This window comes from Bacteroides sp. AR29 (assembly GCF_900217715.1).
Lineage (GTDB): Bacteria > Bacteroidota > Bacteroidia > Bacteroidales > Bacteroidaceae > Bacteroides > Bacteroides uniformis.
The window spans coordinates 53756-78257 of sequence record NZ_OBMS01000023.1 but is presented as its reverse complement, the minus strand read 5'-3'; the positions used below and the strand labels follow the sequence as shown (position 1 = coordinate 78257).

At 47.2% G+C, this 24502-nt stretch carries 18 protein-coding genes and 4 tRNA genes; 17 read left to right on the top strand and 5 right to left on the bottom strand.

Going from position 1 to position 24502, the window contains the following annotated elements:
• Nucleotides 1–341: 341 nt before the first annotated feature.
• The 3 genes from CSD97_RS14715 to CSD97_RS14705 form a co-directional block, all read right to left on the bottom strand.
• On the bottom strand, nucleotides 342–1295 hold the full coding sequence (locus tag CSD97_RS14715; protein ID WP_057098250.1) for a site-specific integrase: 954 nt from the start codon (nucleotides 1293–1295) through the stop codon (nucleotides 342–344).
• Between the two features lie 133 nt (nucleotides 1296–1428).
• A complete protein-coding gene (locus CSD97_RS14710; RefSeq protein ID WP_005825742.1) occupies nucleotides 1429–2193 on the bottom strand; it encodes a hypothetical protein in 765 nt (254 codons plus the stop codon).
• A gap of 5 nt (nucleotides 2194–2198) precedes the next feature.
• On the bottom strand, nucleotides 2199–4259 hold the full coding sequence (locus tag CSD97_RS14705) for an HDIG domain-containing metalloprotein (protein WP_009037308.1): 2061 nt from the start codon (nucleotides 4257–4259) through the stop codon (nucleotides 2199–2201).
• A 97-nt stretch (nucleotides 4260–4356) separates the two neighbouring features.
• Between CSD97_RS14705 and gltX the strand changes: the two genes are divergently transcribed.
• Both gltX and CSD97_RS14695 read left to right on the top strand, forming a co-directional pair.
• Nucleotides 4357–5883, top strand: a complete 1527-nt coding sequence (gene gltX, locus CSD97_RS14700) for a glutamate--tRNA ligase (protein ID WP_009037307.1) — start codon at nucleotides 4357–4359, stop codon at nucleotides 5881–5883.
• A 31-nt stretch (nucleotides 5884–5914) separates the two neighbouring features.
• Nucleotides 5915–7135, top strand: coding sequence for a glycosyltransferase N-terminal domain-containing protein (locus CSD97_RS14695; protein ID WP_005825739.1), 1221 nt, complete (start codon nucleotides 5915–5917; stop codon nucleotides 7133–7135).
• Between the two features lie 91 nt (nucleotides 7136–7226).
• On the opposite strand, the gene CSD97_RS14690 is transcribed toward CSD97_RS14695, so the two are convergent.
• Nucleotides 7227–7739: a gamma carbonic anhydrase family protein gene (locus CSD97_RS14690; RefSeq protein ID WP_022401597.1), complete on the bottom strand. Its 513-nt coding sequence runs from the start codon at nucleotides 7737–7739 to the stop codon at nucleotides 7227–7229.
• 4 nt (nucleotides 7740–7743) lie between these two features.
• Nucleotides 7744–9537 carry an aminopeptidase P family protein gene (locus CSD97_RS14685; RefSeq protein WP_008661879.1) on the bottom strand — a complete coding sequence of 598 codons (1794 nt, stop codon included), beginning with the start codon at nucleotides 9535–9537 and terminating at the stop codon, nucleotides 7744–7746.
• A 279-nt stretch (nucleotides 9538–9816) separates the two neighbouring features.
• On the opposite strand from CSD97_RS14685, the gene rpsU reads away from it, so the two are divergent.
• The 15 genes from rpsU (at nucleotide 9817) to rpoC (ending at nucleotide 24384) form a co-directional block, all read left to right on the top strand.
• A complete protein-coding gene (gene rpsU, locus CSD97_RS14680; RefSeq protein ID WP_005825735.1) occupies nucleotides 9817–10008 on the top strand; it encodes a 30S ribosomal protein S21 in 192 nt (63 codons plus the stop codon).
• 73 nt (nucleotides 10009–10081) lie between these two features.
• The gene (locus tag CSD97_RS14675; protein ID WP_016271996.1) at nucleotides 10082–10966 is read left to right on the top strand and encodes a tyrosine recombinase XerC; all 885 of its coding nucleotides are present in this window, start codon (nucleotides 10082–10084) and stop codon (nucleotides 10964–10966) included.
• An 18-nt stretch (nucleotides 10967–10984) separates the two neighbouring features.
• Entirely contained in the window at nucleotides 10985–11284 is a 300-nt protein-coding gene (gene raiA / locus CSD97_RS14670; RefSeq protein ID WP_005825731.1) for a ribosome-associated translation inhibitor RaiA, read from the top strand.
• A gap of 93 nt (nucleotides 11285–11377) precedes the next feature.
• Nucleotides 11378–11451 (top strand) — tRNA-Thr (locus CSD97_RS14665).
• A 124-nt stretch (nucleotides 11452–11575) separates the two neighbouring features.
• Nucleotides 11576–11658, top strand: a tRNA-Tyr gene (locus tag CSD97_RS14660).
• A gap of 17 nt (nucleotides 11659–11675) precedes the next feature.
• Nucleotides 11676–11747, top strand: a tRNA-Thr gene (locus CSD97_RS14655).
• Between the two features lie 50 nt (nucleotides 11748–11797).
• Nucleotides 11798–12982 carry an elongation factor Tu gene (gene tuf, locus CSD97_RS14650; RefSeq protein WP_005825727.1) on the top strand — a complete coding sequence of 395 codons (1185 nt, stop codon included), beginning with the start codon at nucleotides 11798–11800 and terminating at the stop codon, nucleotides 12980–12982.
• Nucleotides 12983–13038: 56 nt separating this feature from the next.
• A tRNA-Trp gene (locus CSD97_RS14645) sits at nucleotides 13039–13111 on the top strand.
• Between the two features lie 215 nt (nucleotides 13112–13326).
• Nucleotides 13327–13869: a transcription termination/antitermination protein NusG gene (gene nusG / locus CSD97_RS14635; RefSeq protein ID WP_005825724.1), complete on the top strand. Its 543-nt coding sequence runs from the start codon at nucleotides 13327–13329 to the stop codon at nucleotides 13867–13869.
• A gap of 59 nt (nucleotides 13870–13928) precedes the next feature.
• Nucleotides 13929–14372 carry a 50S ribosomal protein L11 gene (gene rplK / locus CSD97_RS14630; RefSeq protein WP_098032621.1) on the top strand — a complete coding sequence of 148 codons (444 nt, stop codon included), beginning with the start codon at nucleotides 13929–13931 and terminating at the stop codon, nucleotides 14370–14372.
• 15 nt (nucleotides 14373–14387) lie between these two features.
• Nucleotides 14388–15086, top strand: a complete 699-nt coding sequence (rplA, locus tag CSD97_RS14625; RefSeq protein ID WP_005825721.1) for a 50S ribosomal protein L1 — start codon at nucleotides 14388–14390, stop codon at nucleotides 15084–15086.
• Between the two features lie 15 nt (nucleotides 15087–15101).
• Nucleotides 15102–15623 carry a 50S ribosomal protein L10 gene (gene rplJ, locus CSD97_RS14620; protein WP_005825719.1) on the top strand — a complete coding sequence of 174 codons (522 nt, stop codon included), beginning with the start codon at nucleotides 15102–15104 and terminating at the stop codon, nucleotides 15621–15623.
• Between the two features lie 61 nt (nucleotides 15624–15684).
• The gene (gene rplL / locus CSD97_RS14615) at nucleotides 15685–16062 is read left to right on the top strand and encodes a 50S ribosomal protein L7/L12 (protein ID WP_004291279.1); all 378 of its coding nucleotides are present in this window, start codon (nucleotides 15685–15687) and stop codon (nucleotides 16060–16062) included.
• A 105-nt stretch (nucleotides 16063–16167) separates the two neighbouring features.
• A complete protein-coding gene (rpoB, locus tag CSD97_RS14610; protein WP_005825717.1) occupies nucleotides 16168–19980 on the top strand; it encodes a DNA-directed RNA polymerase subunit beta in 3813 nt (1270 codons plus the stop codon).
• A 108-nt stretch (nucleotides 19981–20088) separates the two neighbouring features.
• The gene (gene rpoC, locus CSD97_RS14605) at nucleotides 20089–24384 is read left to right on the top strand and encodes a DNA-directed RNA polymerase subunit beta' (protein WP_008661873.1); all 4296 of its coding nucleotides are present in this window, start codon (nucleotides 20089–20091) and stop codon (nucleotides 24382–24384) included.
• Nucleotides 24385–24502 lie beyond the last annotated feature (118 nt).

The following is a 24502-nucleotide window of genomic DNA, read 5'->3' as shown; positions in this document are numbered from 1 at the left end:
TTCCGTTACTTCGCAGGTAATGAAATCTTGTTAATTTCGTTAATAACCAAGGAATAAGGAGAAAATAGGTGGGGTTTGTTCAGAATAGTAAAAATCAACCCGTTGGGATATTGGAAAGATAATATATAGTCTTAATATCCAACATCATAGAAGAGCTGCAATAGAAATTATGAAGTGAAAAAGTCTCTAATTTTCAATATAAGATTCTATCTTTCAGTTTATTGCTTACGTTGGGAAACTTTTTGTAAAGCCAATATCAATCCGCTCCTCAAAACTTTGTTTGAAGACTATAAAAAAGAAACCACAAGTTTGCTCTACTTCCTCAAAAGAAGTAATCTCTTTTATACTGGATATCCTTCGTTTTTTACAAAAGAAATTACCCTTTGATTGGCTTCGTCAATCTTTCTGTTGCTGAAAGGCTTCAGATAAGTTTCCGTCACTGTGATGGAAGAGTGCCCCATGGCTTCTGATATGATTCCAGGATGTATCTCGCAGTGGTAAGCCATGGTCGCCCAAGTATGGCGTGCCGCATAACTACTGAGTGCCGACTGCATTCCCAAGCATTGTCTGAGTACTGCCAGACGTTGGTTGAATGCCCTGAGTGCCGACTGGTATTCCCGGTATGCCGCTTCTGTGCCTTCCTCACTTTGTAATATGGGGAATAAATAAGGAGAGTCCTTGTCCTTGTTTGCTATCATTCTCACCATTTGCATAGCCTCCGGCGTCAGTGAGACGGTCAGTGCCCGTCCCGTCTTCCTGCGCCTATAGGACAAGGTATTTCCTTGTAAATCCCTTTTGTGCAAATAGGCCAGGTCCACAAAAGGAATCCCTCTTAGCATAAACATCAATACAAAGAAAATTTTTGTTTTCTGTCGGGTGTTGGGAGAATTACCGGCCTGCAGGCTCATCTCTGTCTCCCGTACCAAGCAGCCTATGTCGGAAGCTTCGAGCGCCTTTTTCCTATCCGCCCGTGTGCCGGTATACACATGCTCAAACAGCCTGGGTACATATCGCACCAGCTTTTTGTCCACCGCCCGGTTGTAAACCGAACGTATCGCTTTGATATAGGTGGATACCGTATTCCAACTACAATTCCTCTGCCTGAGGAAGTTTTCGAATCTCTTCAGCACGGTCGGGCTCAGCTTGCGCATGGGCATCGGTTGCCATTGGGTGAATGCCGAGAATGCATTCACCGCTGACTGGTAGATGTGTGCCGTCCCCCACCTGCCGCTTTCCCGGAGTTCCCCGATGACTGAGGAGAACATCTCTTGTAAGGTAATTTCATTTCTGCTCATTTCCAAATTATTTATAAAAAGGTTTATCCTGCAATTATAAATAAATTGAGAGCAAGTGCAAAGGCATCATTCTGAAATCTGCGAAACGGGAATGATGCCGTATCCGACAGCTTATTTGTTGGCTAACGTCTGTTTAGTGGCTGATATACGTATCCTGGAAGAACCGCTTGTTATCATTCAGGCTGCAAGTGGCATCCACTCCGGCTTGTTGCAGGCGTTCGGCAATCTCATTCAGTTTCTTCCTCGAAACCCTTCCGATATAGAACAGACGGTAGCGGTAATCGTTGTCCAGCAATTCCATGACGTGCGTGAAATTCTGTTCGCGGGCAAAGTCGAAGTTTACTTTTCTTAGGTTCTGGTACGGATAGCGGATAGTCCTGCCTACGCTGTGTATGATGAGGCCGTTATTGTCCAACGTCAGGTAGCAGAAGCGGGTCATCAGCATGCTGATGAAAAAAAGACTTAATGCAAACGAAATGATAGCCGGGATGAAGCCCCTGCCACTGATGGAATAATATCCCAATATAAGGAATATCAGGAATAAGACAAAGAACCAGAACATATAGAGTGACGGACGCTGGTATGTTTCTGTGGGAACCTCTGCGACTGTCCGTTCCCTCGGTGCGTAGTTGTCGAAGGGGATTTCTTGGGAGACCAGGTAGCGGATGACCGAGGAAGGGTGACGGAAAGGAGGCAGATAGATTACTTTTTCTTTTCCTTCCTTTAGATGTAAAGTCAGTATGCCCGGACCATATTTGTCTTTCGCAGCCAAGTTGCTTTTGCGGGGAACCTGGTGGTAACGCTTCATGAAACTGAAACTCTTGATTTGGTGCAGTCCGATGTGCTGGCTTTGCAGCAGTTGTTCGGCTCTTTTCTGTTCTTTACTGGTCACTTCCATAGTTCTTATTTTTTAAGTTCGGGATAACTGATGCGGGTATGGTATATAGTCTTCAGCTTCTCCTTGAATACGTTCTTCACGGTGGCAATATCCTTGAAGGTGATGGGGCATTCCTTGAAATAGCCTTCTGCCACTTGCGAATCGATAATCTTGTCTACCAGGTTGCTGATGCTCTCTTCCGTATATTCGGGCAGACTGCGTGAAGCGGCTTCCACCGAATCGGCCATCATCAGGATAGCCTGCTCTTTGGTGAACGGGTTGGGACCGGGGTAGGTGAATGCCTCCTCGTTAGGGTCTTCACCGGGGTGCTCGTTTTTCCAGGAGATATAGAAATACTTCGTTTTCCCACGGCCATGGTGAGTGGTGATGAAATCCTTGATTACTTTGGGGAGATTGTTCTTCTCGGCCAGCTTCAGCCCGTCCGTCACATGGCTGATGACGACTTGGGCACTTTGCTCATAGCCCAGATTCTTGTGCGGATTGACTCCACCCGACTGGTTCTCGGTGAAGAACACCGGATTCTCCATCTTGCCGATGTCATGATACAGCGCTCCGGTACGTACCAGCTGGCTTTTGGCTCCGATACGGTTGGCCGCTTCCGCCGCAAGGTTGGCAACCTGCATGGAATGCTGGAAGGTGCCGGGAACTGTCTCGGACATGCGGCGCAGCAGGCTGTTGTTGATGTTGGACAATTCGACCAGGGTGACATTGGAGGTAAAGCCAAACGTCTTTTCCACCAGGAAGAGCAGGGGATAGGTGAACAGCAGCAACACTCCGTTAATGACGAAATAAGTGTACATGCTTCCGTTGATTTTTGTCAAGTCGTTTTCTGTAATCAGCTCGAAAGCAAAGTAGACGGCAGCGTAGGTCAATATGACGAGGAAGGCTGTCCGGAACAGTTGCGACCGTTGTGAAAGTTCCCTCAGACTGAAGATGGCAACCAGTCCCGCCGAGAGTTGCAGAAGAATGAATTCATGCGGATAGCGCAGGCAGATGGAGCATATCAGTATGGTGGTGACTTGTGCGATGAAGGCCGTGCGTGAGTCGAGGAACACCCGGATGATGACCGGCAGCATGGCATACGGGATGATATAGACATTGAATATGTTGTTGGCAACCATGATGGCCGTCACCACGCAATAGAACATGATGAGGGCGAAGAGCAGGGAGAGGCTGCCCTTGCGCTTGTAGTAATCTTTACGGAACAAGTCGAGGTAGAGCATGAAACACAGCATGAAGATACTGACAAACAATACCTGCCCCGCCAGCATCAACCGTTTTTGCCCGATGGACTCACTGCGTTTGATGGATTCTTTCCGTAGACTCTCAAGGATGTTGTATGTCTCCTGGCTGACAATCTCGCCGCGGTCGATGATTTTCTGTCCGCTCAGTACGATGCCGTTGGCCCATGAATAGTTGTCGAGCATCTCCTTCTTAGCGGTTTCGGTCCGCTGCTCGTCATAGGTCAGATTAGGGAACAGATATTCGTTCAGCGAGCATTGCCGTAGAATGTCCGGGCGGTAGTGGGCGGTATCGGCCGTGAGTATATAGTTATAGGCATCCTTCACCGAATATACCTTGTTGATGTCCTGCTGGTTGGCCAGTTTGTCGTTAATGACCATGATGGCGGTTGTGCTGTCCTTATGCAGTTGGTTCAGCTCTTCGGTAGAAACGATGCCGGCGCGATATACTTCAGAGAGTTTCCTTTCCAGAAAGCGGACGTAGTCGGTGGAGGGAAGCAGGCCGCGCAGGTGGGTCTGATAGTCTGCCTTCAACTTGGCGAGCACACTTTTCTCAATGCTTTTGTCCAGCTGGAAATACGGCTGGAAGGCGGCGAGGATACTGTCTTGCTCGCGTTTCACCACTTCATCGGCCTTATAGATGGGGAAGTCGAAGGTGGCCATGAGCTGTCCGTACTTCCAGGGCTTGTCAATGTCGAACTGGTAGTTGAATTTACCGTCACGTGGCAGAAAATAGACAATAATCCCCACAGTGCCGATGAATATCAGTGCTCTGTATAGCAAATCTCTGAGCGAGAACTCTTTTTTTGTATTGAAATAACTCATATCGGCTGAAATTTTTGCGAAAAGTACAAAAAAAAACATTAGTGTGGAAAAAAAGGTTTAATTTTGCCGTCTAAAATATTCATAAGTAAGGTAGATTATGACAGAAAGAAAGGTCAGAGTCCGTTTTGCCCCGAGTCCTACGGGGGCGTTGCACATCGGCGGTGTGCGTACAGCTTTATACAATTATCTCTTTGCGCGTCAGCATGGAGGAGATTTGATATTTCGTATTGAAGATACTGATTCCAACCGGTTTGTACCGGGTGCGGAAGAATATATCCTGGAGTCTTTCAAGTGGTTGGGCATCCCGTTTGACGAGGGCGTGAGTTTCGGTGGAGACCATGGCCCGTACCGTCAGTCGGAACGTCGGGAAATATACAAGAAGTATGTTCAGATTCTGCTGGAGGCCGGAAAAGCCTACATCGCTTTCGATACTCCTGAGGAGCTGGAAGCAAAGCGTGCGGAGATTGCGAATTTCCAGTACGATGCTTCTACCCGCATGCAGATGCGCAATTCACTGACCCTTCCTAAAGAAGAGGTAGACGCGCTGATTGCTGCCGGTAAGCAGTACGTGGTGCGTTTCAAGATAGAGCCGAACGAAGATGTGCATGTGAACGACCTGATTCGTGGGGAAGTAGTGATAAACTCTTCCATTCTTGATGACAAGGTTCTTTATAAATCGGCAGATGAACTTCCTACTTACCATCTGGCCAATATTGTGGACGACCATTTGATGGAAGTGTCCCATGTGATACGCGGTGAGGAATGGTTGCCTTCCGCACCGTTGCATGTATTGCTCTACCGTGCCTTTGGGTGGGAGGATACCATGCCTGCCTTTGCGCATTTGCCCTTGTTGCTGAAGCCCGAGGGTAACGGCAAATTGAGTAAGCGTGACGGCGACCGTCTGGGCTTCCCGGTTTTCCCGTTGGAGTGGCATGACCCCAAGTCGGGAGATGTCTCTTCAGGCTACCGCGAATCAGGCTATCTGCCCGAAGCGGTCATTAATTTCCTGGCTCTGCTGGGCTGGAATCCGGGCAATGACCAGGAACTGATGTCTATGGATGAATTGGTGAAATTGTTTGATTTGAGCCATTGCAGCAAGTCGGGTGCCAAATTCGACTATAAGAAAGGTATCTGGTTCAACCATGAGTACATCATGATGAAACCGGATGCGGAGATAGCTTGTCTTTTCAGACCGGTGCTGGAGTCCAACGGCATAGACGCCTCCAACTATAGCGACGAGTTCCTTACGAAAGTGGTTTCACTGGTGAAGGGACGCGTCAACTTCGTAAAGGAACTGTGGGACCAGACCCGTTTTTTCTTCGTAGCCCCCACGGAATATGCGGCAAAGGATGTGAAGAAGCGTTGGTCGGAAGATACTCCCCGCATCATGACCGAATTGATGGATGTGTTGCGCGGCATCGGAGATTTCTCCTCCAAGCCTTCCGAAGATATTGTGATTGGTTGGATTACTGAGCGTGGCTATCACATGGGAAATGTGATGAATGCCTTCCGCTTGTCAGTGGTGGGCGAGTGTAAAGGCCCGCACATGTTCGACATTACCGAGCTGATTGGCAAGGAAGAGACGTTGGCCCGTATACAGCGTGCTGTTGATGCTTTAAAGTGAATAAATCTTCTTCATCCTTAATCCATATAGTATGCTATATGACTTGGCAATAGCCATCTACGATATTCTGGTGCATCTGGCTGCTCCATTTAGCCGTAAGCCCCGAAAAATGATGAAGGGACACTGGGTGGTCTATGAACTTCTCCGGCAGCAGTTGGAGAAGGACGTGCGCTATATATGGTTCCATGCCGCTTCTTTGGGGGAGTTCGAGCAGGGACGGCCGTTGATTGAGAAAATTCGTGCCAAATATCCGGATTACGGTATTCTGCTGACTTTCTTCTCGCCGTCGGGCTATGAGGTCCGCAAGAATTATAGGGGGGCAGACGTTGTCTGTTACTTGCCTTTCGACAAGTCCCGCAATGTGAAGAAGTTCCTGGATATCGTGAATCCCTGCATGGCATTCTTCATCAAGTACGAGTTCTGGAAGAACTATCTGGACGAACTGCACAAGCGCCGTATTCCGGTGTACAGCATTTCTTCCATTTTCCGCCGCGGACAAGTATTCTTCAAGTGGTATGGCGGTACGTACAGACATGTGCTGCGCGACTTCGACCATTTGTTTGTGCAGAATGAACGCTCCAAACGCTATCTGGCGAAGATAGGTATCAGCCGTGTCACGGTGGTGGGGGATACCCGTTTTGACCGTGTGCTGCAGATTCGTGAGGAGGCCAAACATCTGCCTTTGGTGGAGCTTTTCAAGAACAACACGATGACTTTCGTGGCAGGAAGCTCCTGGCAGCCGGACGAGGATTTGTTTATTGAATACTTTAACCAGCATCCAGAGGTGAAGTTGGTTATCGCTCCGCACGTTATCGACGAAAACCATCTGGTAGAGATTATCCGTAAACTGAAACGCCCCTACGTGCGCTATACCCGTGCCGACGAGAAGAATGTCCGTAAGGCCGACTGCCTGATTATCGACTGCTTCGGGTTGCTCTCTTCCATCTACCGCTATGGCGAGATTGCCTATATCGGAGGTGGTTTCGGAGTGGGAATCCACAATACTCTTGAGGCTGCAGTTTATGGCATTCCGGTGATTTTCGGACCGAAGTATCAGAAATTCCAGGAGGCCATCCAGTTGCTGGAGGCAAAAGGCGCTTTCTCGGTGAAGGATTATGAGGAACTGAAAACTTTGCTCGACCGTATGCTGACAGATGAAGTCTTTTTGCGCGAATCAGGCATGAATGCAAGCAATTATGTGACCGGCAACGCCGGTGCAACGGATAAGATAATGAGTATGATAAACTTTTAGAAAAGTAAAGAGTGATAAAAGCGATAGGGCGGTAAAGGTGATGGAATGGCATCCCTTTATCGCCCTGCCTTTTTGGGGCGCCTTGCTCCCTTTATTTGTACCAGTCGGAATACATCAGATAGTTGTGTGCAATCTTCTGGTTCAGCTCCTTGGCCTGCTCCGGATCTACTTTCTTGATGAACTTGGCGGGGACTCCTCCCCAGATGCTTCCCGGCTCGATGACCGTATTGCTCAATACCAGGGAACCAGCGGCGACAATAGCCCCTTCGCCCACTACTGCGTGGTCAAGGATGGTGGAACCCATCCCTACCAAAGCATAGTTCTTGATAGTGGCTCCGTGGATGGTCACGTTGTGCCCCACGGATACGTGGTCTCCTATCTCTATGGTCGATTTCTCGTACAAGGTGTGGAGCACGCTTCCATCCTGGATGTTTACTCCGTTCCCTATGCGGATTGAGTTTACGTCACCCCGCAGCACGGTGCTGAACCAGATGCTGCAATCCCGTCCCGTCTTGACGTCGCCAATGACAACCGCATTGTCCGCCAAAAAACAATTCTCCCCGATTTCGGGAGTGAATCCTCTTACTGATTTTATTAATGCCATTTTTTTAGTGATTAGTGGTTAGGTTACTGCATGCTTCCTTCAGCCATTCCCGTTCTCCTTCGTTCAGGCTTGGCGAAAGTGCCTCGTATACATGCTGGTGATAGTTGTCCAGCCATGCCGTTTCCTCTGCCGTCAGCATCTCTTTGATGATACCTTTCTTGCAGATGGGGCAGAGGGTAATGGTTTCGAACTTCAGGTAATTTCCGAACATGCCTTCACCGTCCTTCACGGTCAGCACCAGGTTTTCCGTGCGTATTCCATGGCTTCCGGCTTTATAAACGCCCGGTTCGTTGGAAGTGACCATTCCCGGCCGTAGGGTTACCGGATTCTCATTCATGCGGATGCTTTGCGGACCTTCGTGCACATTGAGGAAATGGCCTACGCCGTGCCCGGTACCATGCAGGAAGTTCATGTGGTATTGCCATATCGGCATGCGGGCCAGTACATCCAGTTGCGCTCCTCGCGTACCTTCCGGGAAGACAGCCATGGCGAGGTCGATATGTCCTTTCAGTATCAGGGTGTAGTCCGTCTTCTCTTCTTCGGTCAGTTTCCCCAGTGCGATGGTGCGGGTGATGTCGGTAGTGCCGTCCAGGTATTGCGCACCCGAGTCCAGCAGCAGGAATCCCTCGGGTTTCAGTGGCACGTCCGTTGCCGGAGTGGCTTCGTAGTGTACGATGGCTCCATGTTCCTTGTACCCGGCAATGGTGTCGAAGCTTTCTCCCATGTAGAGTGGCTGTGCGGCACGGAATTCGTGCAGTTTCTTGTCTACGCTGATTTCTGTCTCGTTGCCTGCGGGAACGGCCTCCTCCAGCCATTTCAGGAACTTCACCAGTGCCACTCCGTCGCGTTGCATGGCTGCGTGGATGCCGGCTATTTCCCGGTCATTGCGGACCGCTTTCAGCAAGGCTATCGGTGAGCGCTCGTCAAGTACCCGGCAGGAAGGGGGGAGGGCGGAATAAACGGCATAATTCGTCTTTCCCATGTCGAGCATGATGCTGCCGTCCGGTATTCTTGTCACAAAGGATTCGGTGTCCCCATAAGCATGGATGGTGACGCCGGCTTCTTCCAGATAGGCTGAAAGCTCTTCCGTTACTTTCTCGGGCTGGATGAAAAAGTGTGTTTCTTGTTCGTTGATTATCAGGTAGCTTACTACTACGGGGTTGCAATGCACATCGTTGCCGCGTATGTTGAGTGTCCATGCTATCTCGTCCAATGCCGACACCAATAATACGTCCGCTTCACTCTTTTTCATCTCCCGGCGGATAGCAGCCAGTTTGTCCGGACAGCTTTTCCCGGCGTATTTCATCTCGTGGATAAAGGCGGGTGCTTCGGGCATGGGAGGGCGGTCTGTCCATATCTCATTCATCGGGTCGGCAATGCTCTTTACGGTGATGTCGTTTTTTGCCAGATCCTCTTGCAGGGCTATGGCTTGTGTGGTGGAAAATACCTTCCCGTCTATACCTACAACTGAATTCGCTGTAAGGTTCTCCCGCAGGAAATCGAGGATGCTGGGCGTTTCGGGCAGCATTTCCTTGTATAAGTCGATGCCGCTGCCTTCCAGCTGCTGCTCGGCTTGGAGAAAATAGCGGGAATCTGTCCACAGTCCCGCCTTGTCGCTGGTGATCACCGCCGTGCCTGCCGAACCGGTGAAGCCTGATATCCATTCTCTTGATTTCCAGTACGGTGCTACGTACTCGCTTAGGTGCGGGTCGGTACTGGGGATAATGAAAGCGTCTATGCCTTCTCTTTTTAACAATGCCCGTAGAGCATCTATACGTTGATTGATTGTCTGAGCCATATTTTTATAAATGTAATTAAGTAGGCGTGTAAATGAGTTTATAATCTCTCCATTCTCTGCTTTCAAAGTTACACATTCTCTTTTAAAAATGTGCTATGCTTCACGGATTTTAGCGGATTGGCTCAATAAAAACATCTTTCCCTTTGCTCATTCGTTTGATAATTAGGAATCATGGGTAATTTTTTTGCAGAAAGTTTTGTGAATAAAGAAAGTATGTGTAATTTTGCCGCTCAATTTAATCGTGAGATTTTTAAACCATTAACATTTAATTAAAAGAAAATGATTGTAGTACCTGTAAAAGAAGGCGAAAACATTGAAAAAGCGCTGAAGAAATTCAAAAGAAAGTTTGAAAAAACTGGCACAGTTAAGGAATTGAGACGCAGACAACAATTTGATAAACCGTCTGTGACTAAAAGACTTAAGAAAGAACGTGCTGTTTACGTTCAACAACTTCAGCAAGTAGAAGATTAATAATTCGTAAATTCCTTTGAATTATTGAATTCTTTTTCATACATTCGTTGCATGATTTTAGATATGTAGCGATATGTTGTTGACAGATTCTTTTCTTGACTATCTTCTGCATGAGCGGAACTATTCCAAAGGTACGGTTGAGTACTATCGGGCAGATATTCTTGAACTGCAGAGGTTTGGAGAAGAAATGTTGGGAGACTTGACTCCATCGGATGTAGATGCGGAACTTGTTCGTGAATGGATTGCTTCCTTGATGGACAAAGGACTTGCTTCTAATACGATAAACCGAAAGCTGAGTTCTATCCGGACATACTATAAATTCCTTTTGAGGAGAGGCGAGGTCGCGGTAGATCCGTTGCGGAAAGTGACGGGGCCCAAGAAGAAAAAGCCGCTTCCGGTATTTCTGAGAGAGGGTGAGATGAATAGGTTGCTGGATGATATGGACTTTGGTGAAGGTTTTGAAGGGTGTCGCGACCATATGATTATTGAAATGTTTTATGCTACCGGCATGCGACTTTCAGAATTGATAGGGTTGGATGATAAGGATGTCGATTTTTCGGCTTCTCTCGTTAAAGTGACGGGAAAACGGAATAAACAACGTCTTATACCTTTCGATGAGGAGCTGGGACGCTCGATGCGAGAATATGTCAATGTGCGGAATGAAGCTGTCCCGGTTCGCTCGGATGCTTTTTTTGTCCGGAAGAATGGAAAAAGGCTTTACCGCAGTATCGTAGCATGCCTTGTGAAACGAAACCTTTCGAAGGTAGTGACTGTAAAAAAAAGAAGTCCCCACGTGCTGAGGCACACCTTTGCAACGGCTATGCTGAACAATGGTGCTGATTTAGGCTCGATAAAAGAACTCCTCGGACACGAGAGTCTGGCGACAACGGAAGTTTATACGCATACTACTTTTGAAGAGCTTAAAAAAGTGTATAATCAGGCTCATCCCCGAGCCTAAAGTAAAAAGGAGGTAAGTATGGAAGTAAGAATTCAATCGATTCACTTTGATGCGTCAGAGCAATTGCAGTCTTTCGTTCAAAAGAAAGTTGCTAAGTTGGAGAAATTTTACGACGATATAAAGAAAGTAGAGGTGTCATTAAAGGTAGTAAAACCAGAAACAGCCGAAAATAAAGAAGCCGGAGTGAAAGTATTGGTTCCCAATGGCGAGTTTTATGCAAACAAGGTTTGTGATACGTTTGAAGAAGCAGTGGATTTATGCCTGGAAGCTTTGGAAAAACAGCTGGTTAAGTACAAGGAAAAGCAACGGAGCAAATAATTTTCCGCTAAAATTTTGCGGGTAAAAAATAAATGCCTAAATTTGCAGCCGTTTCGCTCACACTATGAACGTTACGGTTGCATTTTTTAGCTTGCCTCTTTAGCTCAGTTGGCCAGAGCACGTGATTTGTAATCTCGGGGTCGTTGGTTCGAATCCGACAAGAGGCTCGCTCAAGGATGAGTGGAATGAGTCTTTCTTCACGAGGTGGAGATGATATGAGAACGGAAATCGTCCGGGTAAAGTTCACTCTGCGATGATTTAGTAAGGAAAAGAGTTCTTTTTGTAATGTAGGGGCAAATACCAGAGTGGCCAAATGGGGCAGACTGTAAATCTGCTGGCTTACGCCTTCGGTGGTTCGAATCCATCTTTGCCCACAACTCTTATTCTCCTTGCTGTTATAGCTCAGCGGTAGAGCACTTCCTTGGTAAGGAAGAGGTCCCGGGTTCAAGTCCCGGTAACAGCTCACAAAGATGTAAAAGCTGATTATTAATCAAATAAATAACAAGTAAAGCTATGGCTAAAGAGAAATTCGAACGTACCAAACCGCACGTAAACATTGGTACAATTGGTCACGTTGACCACGGTAAAACCACGTTGACAGCTGCTATCACTACAGTGTTGGCAAAGAAAGGTCTTTCTGAATTGCGTTCTTTCGATTCTATCGATAACGCTCCTGAAGAAAAGGAAAGAGGTATCACTATCAACACTTCTCACGTAGAGTATGAAACAGCTAACCGTCACTACGCTCACGTAGACTGCCCGGGTCACGCCGACTACGTAAAGAACATGGTAACTGGTGCTGCTCAGATGGACGGTGCTATCATCGTAGTTGCTGCTACTGATGGTCCGATGCCTCAGACTCGTGAGCATATCTTGCTGGCTCGTCAGGTAAACGTACCGAGACTGGTTGTATTCATGAACAAGTGTGACATGGTAGACGACGCTGAAATGTTGGAACTCGTTGAAATGGAAATGCGTGAACTGCTTTCAGCCTACGAATTCGACGGCGACAACACTCCGTTCATTCAGGGTTCTGCTCTTGGTGCGTTGAATGGCGTTGAAAAGTGGGAAGAGAAGGTTATGGAGCTGATGGATGCTTGCGACACTTGGATTCCTCTGCCTCCGCGTGATATTGACAAACCGTTCTTGATGCCGGTTGAAGACGTATTCTCAATCACTGGTCGTGGTACTGTAGCTACTGGTCGTATCGAAGCTGGTGTTATCCATGTAGGTGACGAAGTTGAAATCCTCGGTTTGGGTGAAGACAAGAAGTCTGTTGTAACTGGTGTTGAAATGTTCCGCAAGTTGCTGGATCAAGGTGAAGCTGGTGACAACGTAGGTCTGTTGCTCCGTGGTATCGACAAGAACGAAATCAAACGTGGTATGGTTCTTTGTAAGCCCGGCCAGATTAAACCTCACTCTAAGTTCAAAGCTTCTATCTACGTTTTGAAGAAAGAAGAAGGTGGTCGTCACACTCCGTTCCACAACAAATACCGTCCTCAGTTCTATCTGCGTACTATGGACTGTACAGGTGAAATCACTCTTCCGGAAGGAACTGAAATGGTAATGCCTGGTGATAACGTAGAAATCACTGTAGAACTGATCTACCCGGTAGCATTGAACGTAGGTTTGCGTTTCGCTATCCGTGAAGGTGGTCGTACAGTAGGTTCTGGTCAGATTACTGAAATTCTTGACTAATAACCAATATAATCTTAATCAGTTCCCGGTATACATCGGGAACTGATTATGTACAAACGGGAGTAGCTCAGTTGGTAGAGCACCGGTCTCCAAAACCGGGTGTCGGGAGTTCGAGCCTCTCCTCCCGTGCTAATATTTTTGAAATGAAGAAGATTGTAGCTTATTTTAAAGAAACTTACGACGAACTTGTTCATAAAGTGTCGTGGCCTACGTATTCTGAACTTACTAACAGTGCAGTAGTTGTTTTATATGCTTCCCTACTAATTGCAGTGGTAGTATTTGCGATGGACTTCTGTTTCCAGCATCTGATGGAATTTGTTTATCCACATTAAAAGTAAGGAGAAATGTCTGAGATTGAAAAGAAATGGTACGTTTTGCGTGCTATTAGCGGAAAAGAAGCTAAGGTAAAGGAATACCTTGAAGCTGATATTAAAAACAGCGACCTTGGTGATTACGTATCTCAGGTATTGATTCCTACCGAAAAGGTATATCAGGTTCGCAATGGTAAGAAAATTGTGAAAGAGAGAAGTTATCTCCCTGGTTACGTTTTGGTGGAGGCTGCTCTGGTGGGTGAGGTTGCTCATCATCTGAGAAATACTCCTAATGTGATAGGGTTCTTGGGTGGTTCGGAAAAACCCGTACCTCTGAGACAGTCGGAAGTGAATCGTATACTTGGTACGGTCGACGAATTGCAGGAATCAGGTGAAGACTTGAGTATCCCGTATGTAGTCGGCGAGACTGTAAAGGTGAATTACGGTCCGTTCAGTGGATTCAGTGGAATCATTGAAGAAGTGAACACCGAGAAGAAGAAACTGAAGGTCATGGTCAAGATATTCGGACGGAAGACTCCGCTCGAATTGGGCTTTATGCAAGTTGAAAAAGAATAGTGCAGGTGTTACGCTGTAGTATTCTTCATTAATGTTTATATATATAAATCAATTAGAAAATGGCTAAAGAAGTTGCTGGACTAATCAAATTACAGATTAAAGGAGGCGCGGCAAATCCATCACCCCCAGTAGGACCTGCATTGGGTTCCAAGGGTATCAATATCATGGAGTTTTGCAAGCAATTCAACGCCAGAACCCAAGACAAAGCAGGAAAGATTCTTCCTGTGATTATCACTTACTACGCAGACAAGTCTTTCGATTTTGTAATCAAGACTCCTCCCGTGGCTATCCAGTTGTTGGAAGTGACGACGCAAAAGAGTGGTTCTGCTGAGCCTAACCGTAAGAAAGTTGCCGAGATCACTTGGGAACAGGTTCGTACGATTGCTCAGGACAAAATGGTTGACTTGAACTGTTTCACTGTAGAAGCTGCCATGAAAATGGTTGCCGGTACAGCTAGAAGTATGGGTATCGCTGTAAAAGGGGAGTTCCCGGTTAATAATTAATAAACTTCAATTAGAATGGGTAAACTGACAAAAAATCAAAAGTTGGCTGCAGAAAAAATTGAAGCAGGGAAAGCATACTCTCTCAAGGAAGCTGCTCAGTTGGTAAAGGAAATCACTTATACCAAGTTTGACGCTTCTCTGGATATCGACGTACGTTTGGGCGTTGACCCGCGTAAGGCCAACCAGATGGTGAGAGGTGTTGTATCACTTCCTCACGGTACTGGTAAGGTTGTACGCGTTTTGGTGCTTTGTACACCAGATGCTGAAGCTGCTGCAAAAGAAGCCGGAGCTGACTATGTTGGTCTTGACGAATATATTGAAAAGATCAAAGGTGGATGGACTGATATTGATGTGATTATCACTATGCCGTCCATCATGGGTAAGATTGGTGCACTCGGTCGTGTGCTCGGTCCTCGTGGATTGATGCCTAACCCCAAGAGTGGCACTGTAACTATGGATGTTGCTAAAGCTGTAAGAGAAGTAAAACAAGGCAAAATCGACTTTAAGGTTGACAAGAGCGGTATTGTTCATACTTCTATCGGTAAAGTTTCATTTAGCGCTGAGCAAATTCGCGACAATGCGAAAGAATTCATCTCTACTTTGAATAAATTGAAACCGACTGCAGCCAAGGGTACATATATTAAGAGTATTTATCTTTCTAGCACGATGAGTGCGGGCATTAAGATTGACCCGAAAACAGTAGAAGAAATCTAATAAAACGGAGTAATAATGAGAAAGGAAGATAAAAGTACGATTATTGAGCAGATTGCTGCTACAGTGAAGGAATACGGTCACTTCTATTTGGTGGATACCACTGCCATGAATGCTGCTACAACCAGCATGTTGAGAAGAGAATGTTTCAAGGCTGACATCAAATTGATGGTAGTTAAGAATACATTGCTTCACAAGGCATTGGAGAGCCTGGAAGAAGACTTTTCTCCGCTTTATGGTTCTCTGAAAGGTACAACTGCCGTAATGTTCAGCAACGTTGCTAACGCTCCGGCCAAGTTGATTAAAGATAAGGCTAAGAACGGTATTCCCGGACTGAAGGCTGCATATGCAGAAGAAAGCTTCTATGTTGGTGCTGACCAGTTGGATGCTCTCGTAAGTATCAAGAGTAAGAATGAAGTTATTGCCGATATCGTTGCATTGCTGCAGTCACCGGCCAAGAATGTTATTTCTGCTCTGCAATCAGGTGGTAACACCCTCCACGGAGTTCTCAAGACTCTTGGTGAACGTCCCGAAGCGTAAATTTCGGAAAAAGAATTATATCAATTTATTTAGTATTTAAACAATTAAAAATCATACAAAAATGGCAGATTTGAAAGCTTTTGCAGAACAATTAGTTAACTTGACAGTAAAAGAAGTTAATGAACTTGCAACAATCCTGAAAGAAGAATATGGTATTGAACCTGCTGCTGCAGCTGTAGCTGTTGCTGCTGGTCCTGCAGCCGGTGGTGCTGCTGCCGCAGAAGAAAAGACTTCTTTCGACGTAGTATTGAAGAGCGCTGGCTCAGCTAAACTTCAGGTAGTTAAAGCCGTTAAGGAAGCTTGCGGTCTTGGCTTGAAGGAAGCTAAGGACATGGTAGACGGTGCTCCTAGCGTAGTAAAAGAAGGTTTGGCTAAGGACGAAGCAGAATCATTGAAGAAAACATTGGAAGAAGCTGGAGCTGAAGTTGAACTTAAATAACATTAGCCTGTAAATCAGGTAATTCGGTTAGGAACCCTTCGTGAAAAGGGTTCTTAACCTTTTTGTGTATATATTTAAAATTAAGTTCTACAAATCCATTAACAGATGTCTTCAAATACTGTAAATCAAAGAGTTAATTTTGCTTCGACTAAGAATCCGCTTGAATATCCGGATTTTCTGGAAGTACAATTGAAGTCATTCAAAGACTTTCTACAACTGGACACCCCACCCGAGAAACGTAAGAACGAGGGACTGTATAAAGTATTTGCTGAAAACTTCCCCATTGCCGATACAAGAAATAATTTTGTTCTTGAGTTTTTGGACTACTATATTGATCCGCCGCGCTATACCATTGATGAATGTATAGAGCGAGGGCTTACATATAGCGTGCCTTTGAAGGCAAAATTGAAATTATATTGTACCGACCCCGACCACGAAGATTTTGACACGGTCATTCAGGACGTGTTCCTCGGTCCTATTCCTTACATGACGGATAAGGCAACATTCGTCATCAACGGTGCGGAACGTGTGGTTGTATCCCAGCTTCACCGTTCACCGGGCGTATTCTTCGGACAGAGCGTACATGCCAACGGTACCAAGTTGTACTCAGCCCGTATCATCCCGTTCAAGGGTTCGTGGATTGAGTTTGCCACCGACATCAACAACGTCATGTATGCGTACATTGACCGTAAGAAGAAATTGCCGGTTACCACTTTGCTGAGAGCCATCGGATTTGAGAATGACAAGGACATTCTCGAGATTTTTAATTTGGCGGAAGACGTGAAGGTGAACAAGACGAACCTCAAGAAGATGGTGGGACGTAAGTTGGCCGCACGTGTGTTGAAAACATGGATTGAGGATTTTGTAGACGAAGATACCGGTGAAGTTGTTTCCATCGAGCGTAACGAAGTCGTTATTGACCGTGAAACTGTAATCGAGCCGGAACATGTTGACATTATATTAGAGTCGGGCGTTCAGAATATCCTCGTACACAAGGAAGAACCGAACCAGTCTGACTATTCTATCATATATAATACTCTGCAGAAGGATCCGAGTAACTCGGAAAAAGAAGCTGTACTCTACATCTACCGCCAGTTGCGTAATGCAGACCCTGCCGATGATGCCAGTGCACGCGAGGTTATCAATAACCTGTTCTTCTCAGAGAAGAGATATGACCTGGGTGATGTAGGCCGTTATCGTATCAACAGAAAGTTGAACTTGACGACCGATATGGACGTGCGTGTCCTTACCAAGGAAGATATTATCGAAATTATCAAATATCTCATCGAGTTGATTAACTCGAAAGCGGATGTGGACGATATCGACCACTTGAGCAACCGTCGTGTGCGTACAGTGGGCGAACAGTTGTCCAATCAGTTTGCCATCGGTCTGGCACGTATGTCGCGTACTATCCGCGAGCGTATGAACGTCCGTGACAATGAAGTCTTTACTCCGATTGACCTGATTAACGCCAAGACAATCTCTTCCGTTATCAATTCATTCTTTGGAACGAATGCTTTGTCACAGTTCATGGACCAGACCAACCCACTGGCCGAGATTACTCACAAGCGTCGTATGTCTGCTCTGGGCCCCGGCGGTCTGTCACGCGAGCGTGCAGGCTTCGAGGTTCGTGACGTACACTATACTCACTACGGACGTCTTTGTCCTATCGAGACTCCTGAAGGTCCGAACATCGGTTTGATTTCTTCACTCTGTGTGTTCGCGAAAATCAACGAGCTTGGCTTCATTGAAACTCCGTACCGCAAGGTGGCAGAGGGTAAGGTTGATCTTTCTGACGAAGGTTTGGTTTACCTCACCGCAGAAGAAGAGGAAGCCAAGATTATTGCTCAGGGTAATGCTCCTTTGAACGATGACGGTACTTTTGTACGTGATAAAGTAAAATCCCGTCAGGATGCCGACTATCCGGTGGTTCCTCCTTCCGAGGTGGAATTGATGGACGTATCTCCCCAGCAGATTGCTTCTATTGCGGCTTCTTTGATTCCGTTCTTGGAGCATGATGACGCCAACCGTGCATTGATGGGATCAAACATGATGCGCCAGGCTGTTCCTTTATTGAAGAGCGAAGCTCCGATTGTAGGTACCGGTATCGAACGCCAGCTGGCACGCGATTCTCGTACGCAGATTACTGCCGAGGGTGACGGTGTGGTTGAATTCGTGGATGCAACGACTATCCGTATTCTGTACGACCGTACGGAGGAGGAAGAGTTCGTAAGCTTCGAGCCTGCATTGAAAGAATATAATATCCCGAAGTGGCGCCGTACCAACCAGAATATGACGATTGACCTCCGTCCGATTTGCGAGAAGGGTCAGCGCGTGACTGCAGGTCAAATCCTGACGGAAGGTTATTCAACCGAAGACGGAGAACTTGCACTGGGTAAGAACCTGCTGGTTGCTTACATGCCGTGGAAGGGCTATAACTATGAGGATGCTATCGTACTGAATGAACGTGTGGTTCGTGAGGACCTTTTGACCTCTGTACACGTAGAAGAATATTCTTTGGAAGTTCGCGAAACGAAGCGTGGTATGGAAGAGTTGACCTCTGACATTCCTAACGTAAGTGAGGAAGCGACTAAAGACCTTGACGAAAACGGTATTGTTCGTGTGGGTGCCCGCATCGAACCGGGTGATATCCTTATCGGTAAGATTACTCCGAAGGGTGAATCGGATCCTTCTCCGGAAGAGAAACTGCTCCGTGCCATCTTCGGTGACAAGGCCGGTGATGTGAAGGATGCTTCTTTGAAAGCCTCTCCTTCTTTGAAGGGTGTTGTTATCGGTAAGCGTCTGTTCTCCCGTGTTGTCAAGACCCGCAGCTCCAAGCTGGCCGACAAGGCTCTGTTACCGAAGATTGACGATGAGTTCGACGCTAAGATTGGTGACCTCAAGAAAGTGTTGATAAACAAACTGTTGAAGCTTACAGAAAATTATACATCGGAAGGTGTGAAGGATTACATGGGTGCCGACATTATTTCCAAAGGCGCCAGATTCTCTGCTTCCGACTTCAGCGATTTGGACTTCACCGCTGTTCAGTTGAGCAACTGGACGAAGGATGAACATACCAACGGACTGATTCGTGCATTGGTGATGAACTTCATCAAGAAGTACAAGGAACTCGATGCCGAGCTGAAACGCAAGAAGTTCGCCATCACTATCGGTGACGAGTTGCCCGCAGGTATCATTCAGATGGCCAAGGTATACATTGCCAAGAAACGTAAGATTGGTGTCGGTGACAAGATGGCCGGTCGTCACGGTAACAAGGGTATTGTTTCCCGTGTGGTACGCCAGGAAGACATGCCGTTCCTTGCTGACGGTACTCCGGTAGACATCGTGCTGAATCCGTTGGGTGTGCCTTCACGTATGAACATCGGTCAGATATTCGAGGCCGTTCTCGGGCGTGCCGGAAAAAACCTGGGCGTGAAGTTTGCCACTCCTATCTTTGACGGTGCATCTTTGGACGATTTGAACGAATGGACCGATAAGGCCGGCTTGCCTCGCTACGGCAAGACAACGCTGTATGATGGTGGTACCGGTGAAGCATTCGAGCAGCAGGCTACGGTAGGTGTGACTTACATGCTGAAGCTCGGTCACATGGTTGAAGACAAGATGCACGCACGTTCCATCGGTCCGTACTCACTCATTACGCAACAGCCGTTGGGTGGTAAGGCACAGTTCGGTGGTCAGCGTTTTGGAGAAATGGAAGTTTGGGCACTCGAAGCGTTCGGTGCCGCACACATTCTGCAGGAAATCCTGACTATCAAGTCTGATGACGTTGTAGGACGTTCCAAGGCTTATGAAGCAATCGTGAAGGGTGAACCGATGCCTGCTCCGGGTATCCCCGAGTCACTGAACGTATTGCTGCACGAGTTGAGAGGTTTGGGCTTGAGCATCAACTTAGAATAATGGATAATTGATAATTGAGAGTGGATAATGCAAGTTACCATTCTCAATTATCGGTTTTCAGTTTTTCAATTTCAATTTTCCATTGTCAATTATCAATTAAATAAATTTATGGCTTTTAGAAAAGATAACAAGATAAAGAGTAATTTCTCGAAAATCTCTATCGGTTTGGCTTCTCCTGAGGAAATCCTTGAGAATTCGAGTGGTGAAGTTTTAAAGCCTGAAACCATCAACTATCGTACGTATAAGCCCGAACGCGACGGATTGTTCTGCGAGCGCATCTTTGGTCCTATCAAGGATTACGAGTGCCATTGCGGTAAGTACAAGCGTATCCGTTACAAAGGCATCGTCTGCGACCGTTGTGGTGTGGAAGTGACTGAAAAGAAAGTGCGCCGTGAGCGTATGGGACACATCCAGCTCGTTGTGCCCGTGGCTCACATCTGGTACTTCCGTTCACTTCCCAACAAAATCGGTTACTTGTTGGGCTTGCCCACCAAGAAGCTGGATGCCATTATCTATTACGAGCGTTATGTTGTCATTCAGCCGGGTGTACTGTCCGATGAAGTGGCACAGTATGACTTGCTTGAAGAAGGAGAATACCTGGACTTGCTGGAAAAGTTGCCGAAAGACAACCAGTTCCTCGAAGATTCAGATCCCAATAAGTTCATTGCCAAGATGGGCGCGGAAGCTATCTACGATTTGCTGTCACGCCTCGACCTTGACTCTTTGTCTTACGAACTGCGTAACCGTGCCGGAAGCGATGCTTCACAGCAACGCAAGACCGAAGCTCTGAAACGTCTTCAGGTAGTTGAGTCGTTCCGTGCATCACGCGGACGCAACAAGCCCGAGTGGATGATTGTACGCATTGTACCGGTTATTCCACCCGAACTTCGTCCGTTGGTCCCATTGGATGGCGGCCGTTTCGCAACTTCTGACTTGAATGACCTTTACCGTCGTGTCATCATCCGTAACAACCGTCTGAAGAGATTGATTGAAATCAAAGCTCCTGAAGTGATTTTGCGTAATGAAAAACGTATGTTGCAGGAAGCTGTCGACTCTCTGTTTGATAACTCCCGTAAATCGAGTGCAGTGAAGACCGACGCTAACCGTCCGTTGAAGTCACTTTCCGACAGTTTGAAGGGTAAGCAAGGACGTTTCCGTCAGAACTTGTTGGGTAAGCGTGTCGACTATTCCGCACGTTCTGTAATCGTTGTAGGTCCGGAGCTGAAGATGGGCGAATGCGGTATCCCTAAACTGATGGCAGCCGAGCTTTACAAGCCGTTCATCATTCGTAAGCTCATTGAGCGTGGTATCGTGAAGACGGTAAAGAGCGCCAAGAAGATTGTAGACCGCAAGGAACCCGTTATCTGGGACATTTTGGAACACGTGATGAAGGGGCATCCGGTGCTGTTGAACCGTGCCCCGACACTTCACCGTCTGGGTATCCAGGCATTCCAGCCTAAAATGATTGAAGGTAAGGCAATCCAGCTGCACCCGTTGGCATGTACGGCGTTCAATGCCGACTTCGACGGTGACCAGATGGCCGTGCACTTGCCGTTGAGCAACGAAGCGATTCTGGAAGCACAGATGCTAATGCTCCAGTCACACAATATATTGAACCCTGCCAACGGTGCTCCTATCACTGTGCCTGCTCAGGATATGGTACTTGGTCTGTACTATATTACGAAGCTGCGCAAGGGTGCCAAGGGTGAAGGCCTGACATTCTACGGTCCTGAGGAAGCGCTGATTGCCTACAATGAAGGTAAGTGCGACATCCATGCTCCGGTAAGCGTAATAGTGAAAGACGTTGACGAGAATGGTAACATTGTGGACAAGATGATGCACGATACCTCCGTGGGCCGTGTCATTGTCAACGAAATTGTTCCGGCAGAAGCAGGATATATCAATACGATTATCTCCAAGAAGTCACTCCGAGACATCATCAGTCACGTAATCAAGGTGTGTGGTGTTGCCAAGGCAGCCGACTTCCTCGACGGAATCAAGAACCTCGGTTATTACATGGCCTTCAAGGGTGGTTTGTCGTTCAACTTGGGCGATATCATTATCCCGGAAGAGAAGGAAGCATTAGTACAGAAAGGTTATGATGAAGTAGAGCAGGTAATCAATAACTATAACATGGGTTTCATCACGAACAACGAGCGTTACAACCAGGTAATCGATATCTGGACGCACGTGAACTCTGAGTTGTCCAACATCCTGATGAAAACCATTTCAAGCGACGACCAGGGTTTCAACTCTGTATACATGATGCTGGATTCCGGTGCCCGTGGTTCTAAGGAACAGATTCGTCAGCTCTCCGGTATGCGTGGTTTGATGGCGAAGCCCCAGAAAGCAGGTGCCGAAGGCGGTCAGATTATCGAAAACCCGATTCTTTCTAACTTTAAGGAAGGTCTGTCCGTGTTGGAGTACTTTATCTCTACCCACGGTGCCCGTAAGGGTCTTGCCGATACCGCTTTGAAGACGGCCGATGCCGGATACCTGACCCGTCGTCTGGTTGACGTATCGCATGATGTGATTATTAATGAAGAAGACTGCGGCACGCTCCGCGGATTGGTTTGTACGGCACTGAAGAACAATGATGAAACCATTGCCACTCTGTATGAACGTATCCTGGGTCGTGTATCCGTACATGATATTGTTCATCCTACAACTGGCGAACTGATTGTGGCCGGCGGTGAGGAAATTACCGAGGACATTGCACAACGCATTGAAGACTCTCCAATCGAGAGCGTTGAAATCCGTTCTGTATTGACCTGCGAATCCAAGAAAGGTGTTTGTGCCAAGTGTTACGGACGTAACCTGGCTTCCAGCCGTATGGTTCAGAAGGGCGAGGCAGTCGGCGTAATCGCTGCACAGTCTATCGGTGAGCCGGGTACACAGTTGACACTGCGTACATTCCATGCCGGTGGTACGGCAGCCAATATTGCTGCCAACGCAAGCATCGTGGCCAAGAATCCTGCCCGTCTGGAATTCGAAGAACTCCGTACGGTAGACGTTATCGACGAAGCAGGCGAACCGGCAAAGGTAGTGGTAGGCCGTTTGGCCGAAGTGCGTTTTGTGGATGTCAACACGGGTATTGTGCTTTCCACTCATAATGTACCCTACGGTTCTACGCTCTATGCAGCCGATGGTGAAATGGTAGAGAAAGGCAAGATGATTGCCCGTTGGGACCCGTTCAACGCGGTTATCATTACCGAAGCTACCGGTAAGATTGAATTTGAAGGCGTTATTGAAAACGTGACTTATAAGGTAGAGTCTGATGAATCTACCGGTTTGCGCGAAATCATCATCATTGAGTCTAAGGATAAGACGAAGGTGCCTACCGCACACATCATGACAGAAGACGGCGAACTGATCCGTACATACAACTTGCCAGTAGGTGGCCACGTAGTGGTTGAAGACGGTCAGAAGGTAAAGGCCGGTGAAGTTATCGTGAAGATTCCGCGTGCCGTAGGTAAAGCGGGTGATATCACGGGTGGTCTTCCCCGTGTCACTGAGTTGTTCGAGGCACGTAACCCGTCTAATCCCGCTGTGGTTTCAGAAATCGACGGTGAGGTTACCATGGGTAAGGTGAAACGCGGTAATCGCGAAATCATCGTTACTTCCAAGACCGGTGAAGTGAAGAAGTACCTCGTACCGTTGTCCAAGCAGATTCTGGTTCAGGAGAACGACTATGTACGCGCCGGTACTCCGTTGTCTGACGGTGCTATCACACCTGCGGACATCCTGGCTATCAAAGGTCCTACGGCCGTGCAGGAATATATTGTGAACGAGGTTCAGGACGTTTACCGTCTGCAGGGTGTGAAGATTAATGATAAGCACTTTGAAATCATCGTTCGTCAGATGATGCGCAAGGTGGAAATCGACGAGCCAGGTGATACCCGCTTCCTGGAACAGCAAGTTGTTGACAAGATGGAATTCATGGAAGAGAACGACCGTATCTGGGGAAAGAAGGTGGTAGTGGATGCTGGAGATTCCCAGAGTCTGCAGGCTGGCCAGATTGTGACGGCTCGCAAGCTGCGTGACGAGAACTCCATGTTGAAACGCCGCGACTTGAAACCCGTGGAAGTGCGCGACGCTGTACCTGCGACTTCTACTCAGATTCTTCAAGGTATCACCCGTGCTGCATTGCAGACTTCAAGCTTCATGTCGGCTGCTTCCTTCCAGGAAACGACGAAGGTACTGAACGAGGCTGCCATCAACGGAAAGGTGGACCGTCTGGAAGGTATGAAGGAGAACGTAATTTGCGGTCACCTGATTCCTGCCGGTACCGGACAACGCGAGTTCGAGAAGATTATCGTTGGCTCCAAAGAAGAGTACGACCGTATGCTTGCCAACAAGAAGACGGTACTTGATTATGCTGTAGACGAGAAAGTAGAGGGATAGCCTTACAACGTCAATATAATTCTATTAAATAGAGAGGGAATATCCTATAAGAAGGAGTATTCCCTCTCTGTTTTGTCTTTGCCTCTTCCTTCTGTACTGCAATGCTTCTGTATGTTTG

Bases quoted from the DNA above. Each gene is read 5' to 3' on its own strand.
- nusG (WP_005825724.1), top strand. From the start codon at position 13,327: ATGTCTGAGATTGAAAAGAAATGGTACGTTTTGCGTGCTATTAGCGGA.
- rplJ (WP_005825719.1), top strand. From the start codon at position 15,102: ATGAGAAAGGAAGATAAAAGTACGATTATTGAGCAGATTGCTGCTACA.
- gltX (WP_009037307.1), top strand. From the start codon at position 4,357: ATGACAGAAAGAAAGGTCAGAGTCCGTTTTGCCCCGAGTCCTACGGGG.
- CSD97_RS14710 (WP_005825742.1), bottom strand. From the start codon at position 2,193: ATGGAAGTGACCAGTAAAGAACAGAAAAGAGCCGAACAACTGCTGCAA.
- rpsU (WP_005825735.1), top strand. From the start codon at position 9,817: ATGATTGTAGTACCTGTAAAAGAAGGCGAAAACATTGAAAAAGCGCTG.
- tuf (WP_005825727.1), top strand. From the start codon at position 11,798: ATGGCTAAAGAGAAATTCGAACGTACCAAACCGCACGTAAACATTGGT.
- CSD97_RS14715 (WP_057098250.1), bottom strand. From the start codon at position 1,295: ATGAGCAGAAATGAAATTACCTTACAAGAGATGTTCTCCTCAGTCATC.
- CSD97_RS14705 (WP_009037308.1), bottom strand. From the start codon at position 4,259: ATGAGTTATTTCAATACAAAAAAAGAGTTCTCGCTCAGAGATTTGCTA.
- rplL (WP_004291279.1), top strand. From the start codon at position 15,685: ATGGCAGATTTGAAAGCTTTTGCAGAACAATTAGTTAACTTGACAGTA.
- rpoB (WP_005825717.1), top strand. From the start codon at position 16,168: ATGTCTTCAAATACTGTAAATCAAAGAGTTAATTTTGCTTCGACTAAG.
- CSD97_RS14695 (WP_005825739.1), top strand. From the start codon at position 5,915: ATGCTATATGACTTGGCAATAGCCATCTACGATATTCTGGTGCATCTG.
- rplK (WP_098032621.1), top strand. From the start codon at position 13,929: ATGGCTAAAGAAGTTGCTGGACTAATCAAATTACAGATTAAAGGAGGC.
- rplA (WP_005825721.1), top strand. From the start codon at position 14,388: ATGGGTAAACTGACAAAAAATCAAAAGTTGGCTGCAGAAAAAATTGAA.
- CSD97_RS14690 (WP_022401597.1), bottom strand. From the start codon at position 7,739: ATGGCATTAATAAAATCAGTAAGAGGATTCACTCCCGAAATCGGGGAG.
- CSD97_RS14675 (WP_016271996.1), top strand. From the start codon at position 10,082: ATGTTGTTGACAGATTCTTTTCTTGACTATCTTCTGCATGAGCGGAAC.
- CSD97_RS14685 (WP_008661879.1), bottom strand. From the start codon at position 9,537: ATGGCTCAGACAATCAATCAACGTATAGATGCTCTACGGGCATTGTTA.
- rpoC (WP_008661873.1), top strand. From the start codon at position 20,089: ATGGCTTTTAGAAAAGATAACAAGATAAAGAGTAATTTCTCGAAAATC.
- raiA (WP_005825731.1), top strand. From the start codon at position 10,985: ATGGAAGTAAGAATTCAATCGATTCACTTTGATGCGTCAGAGCAATTG.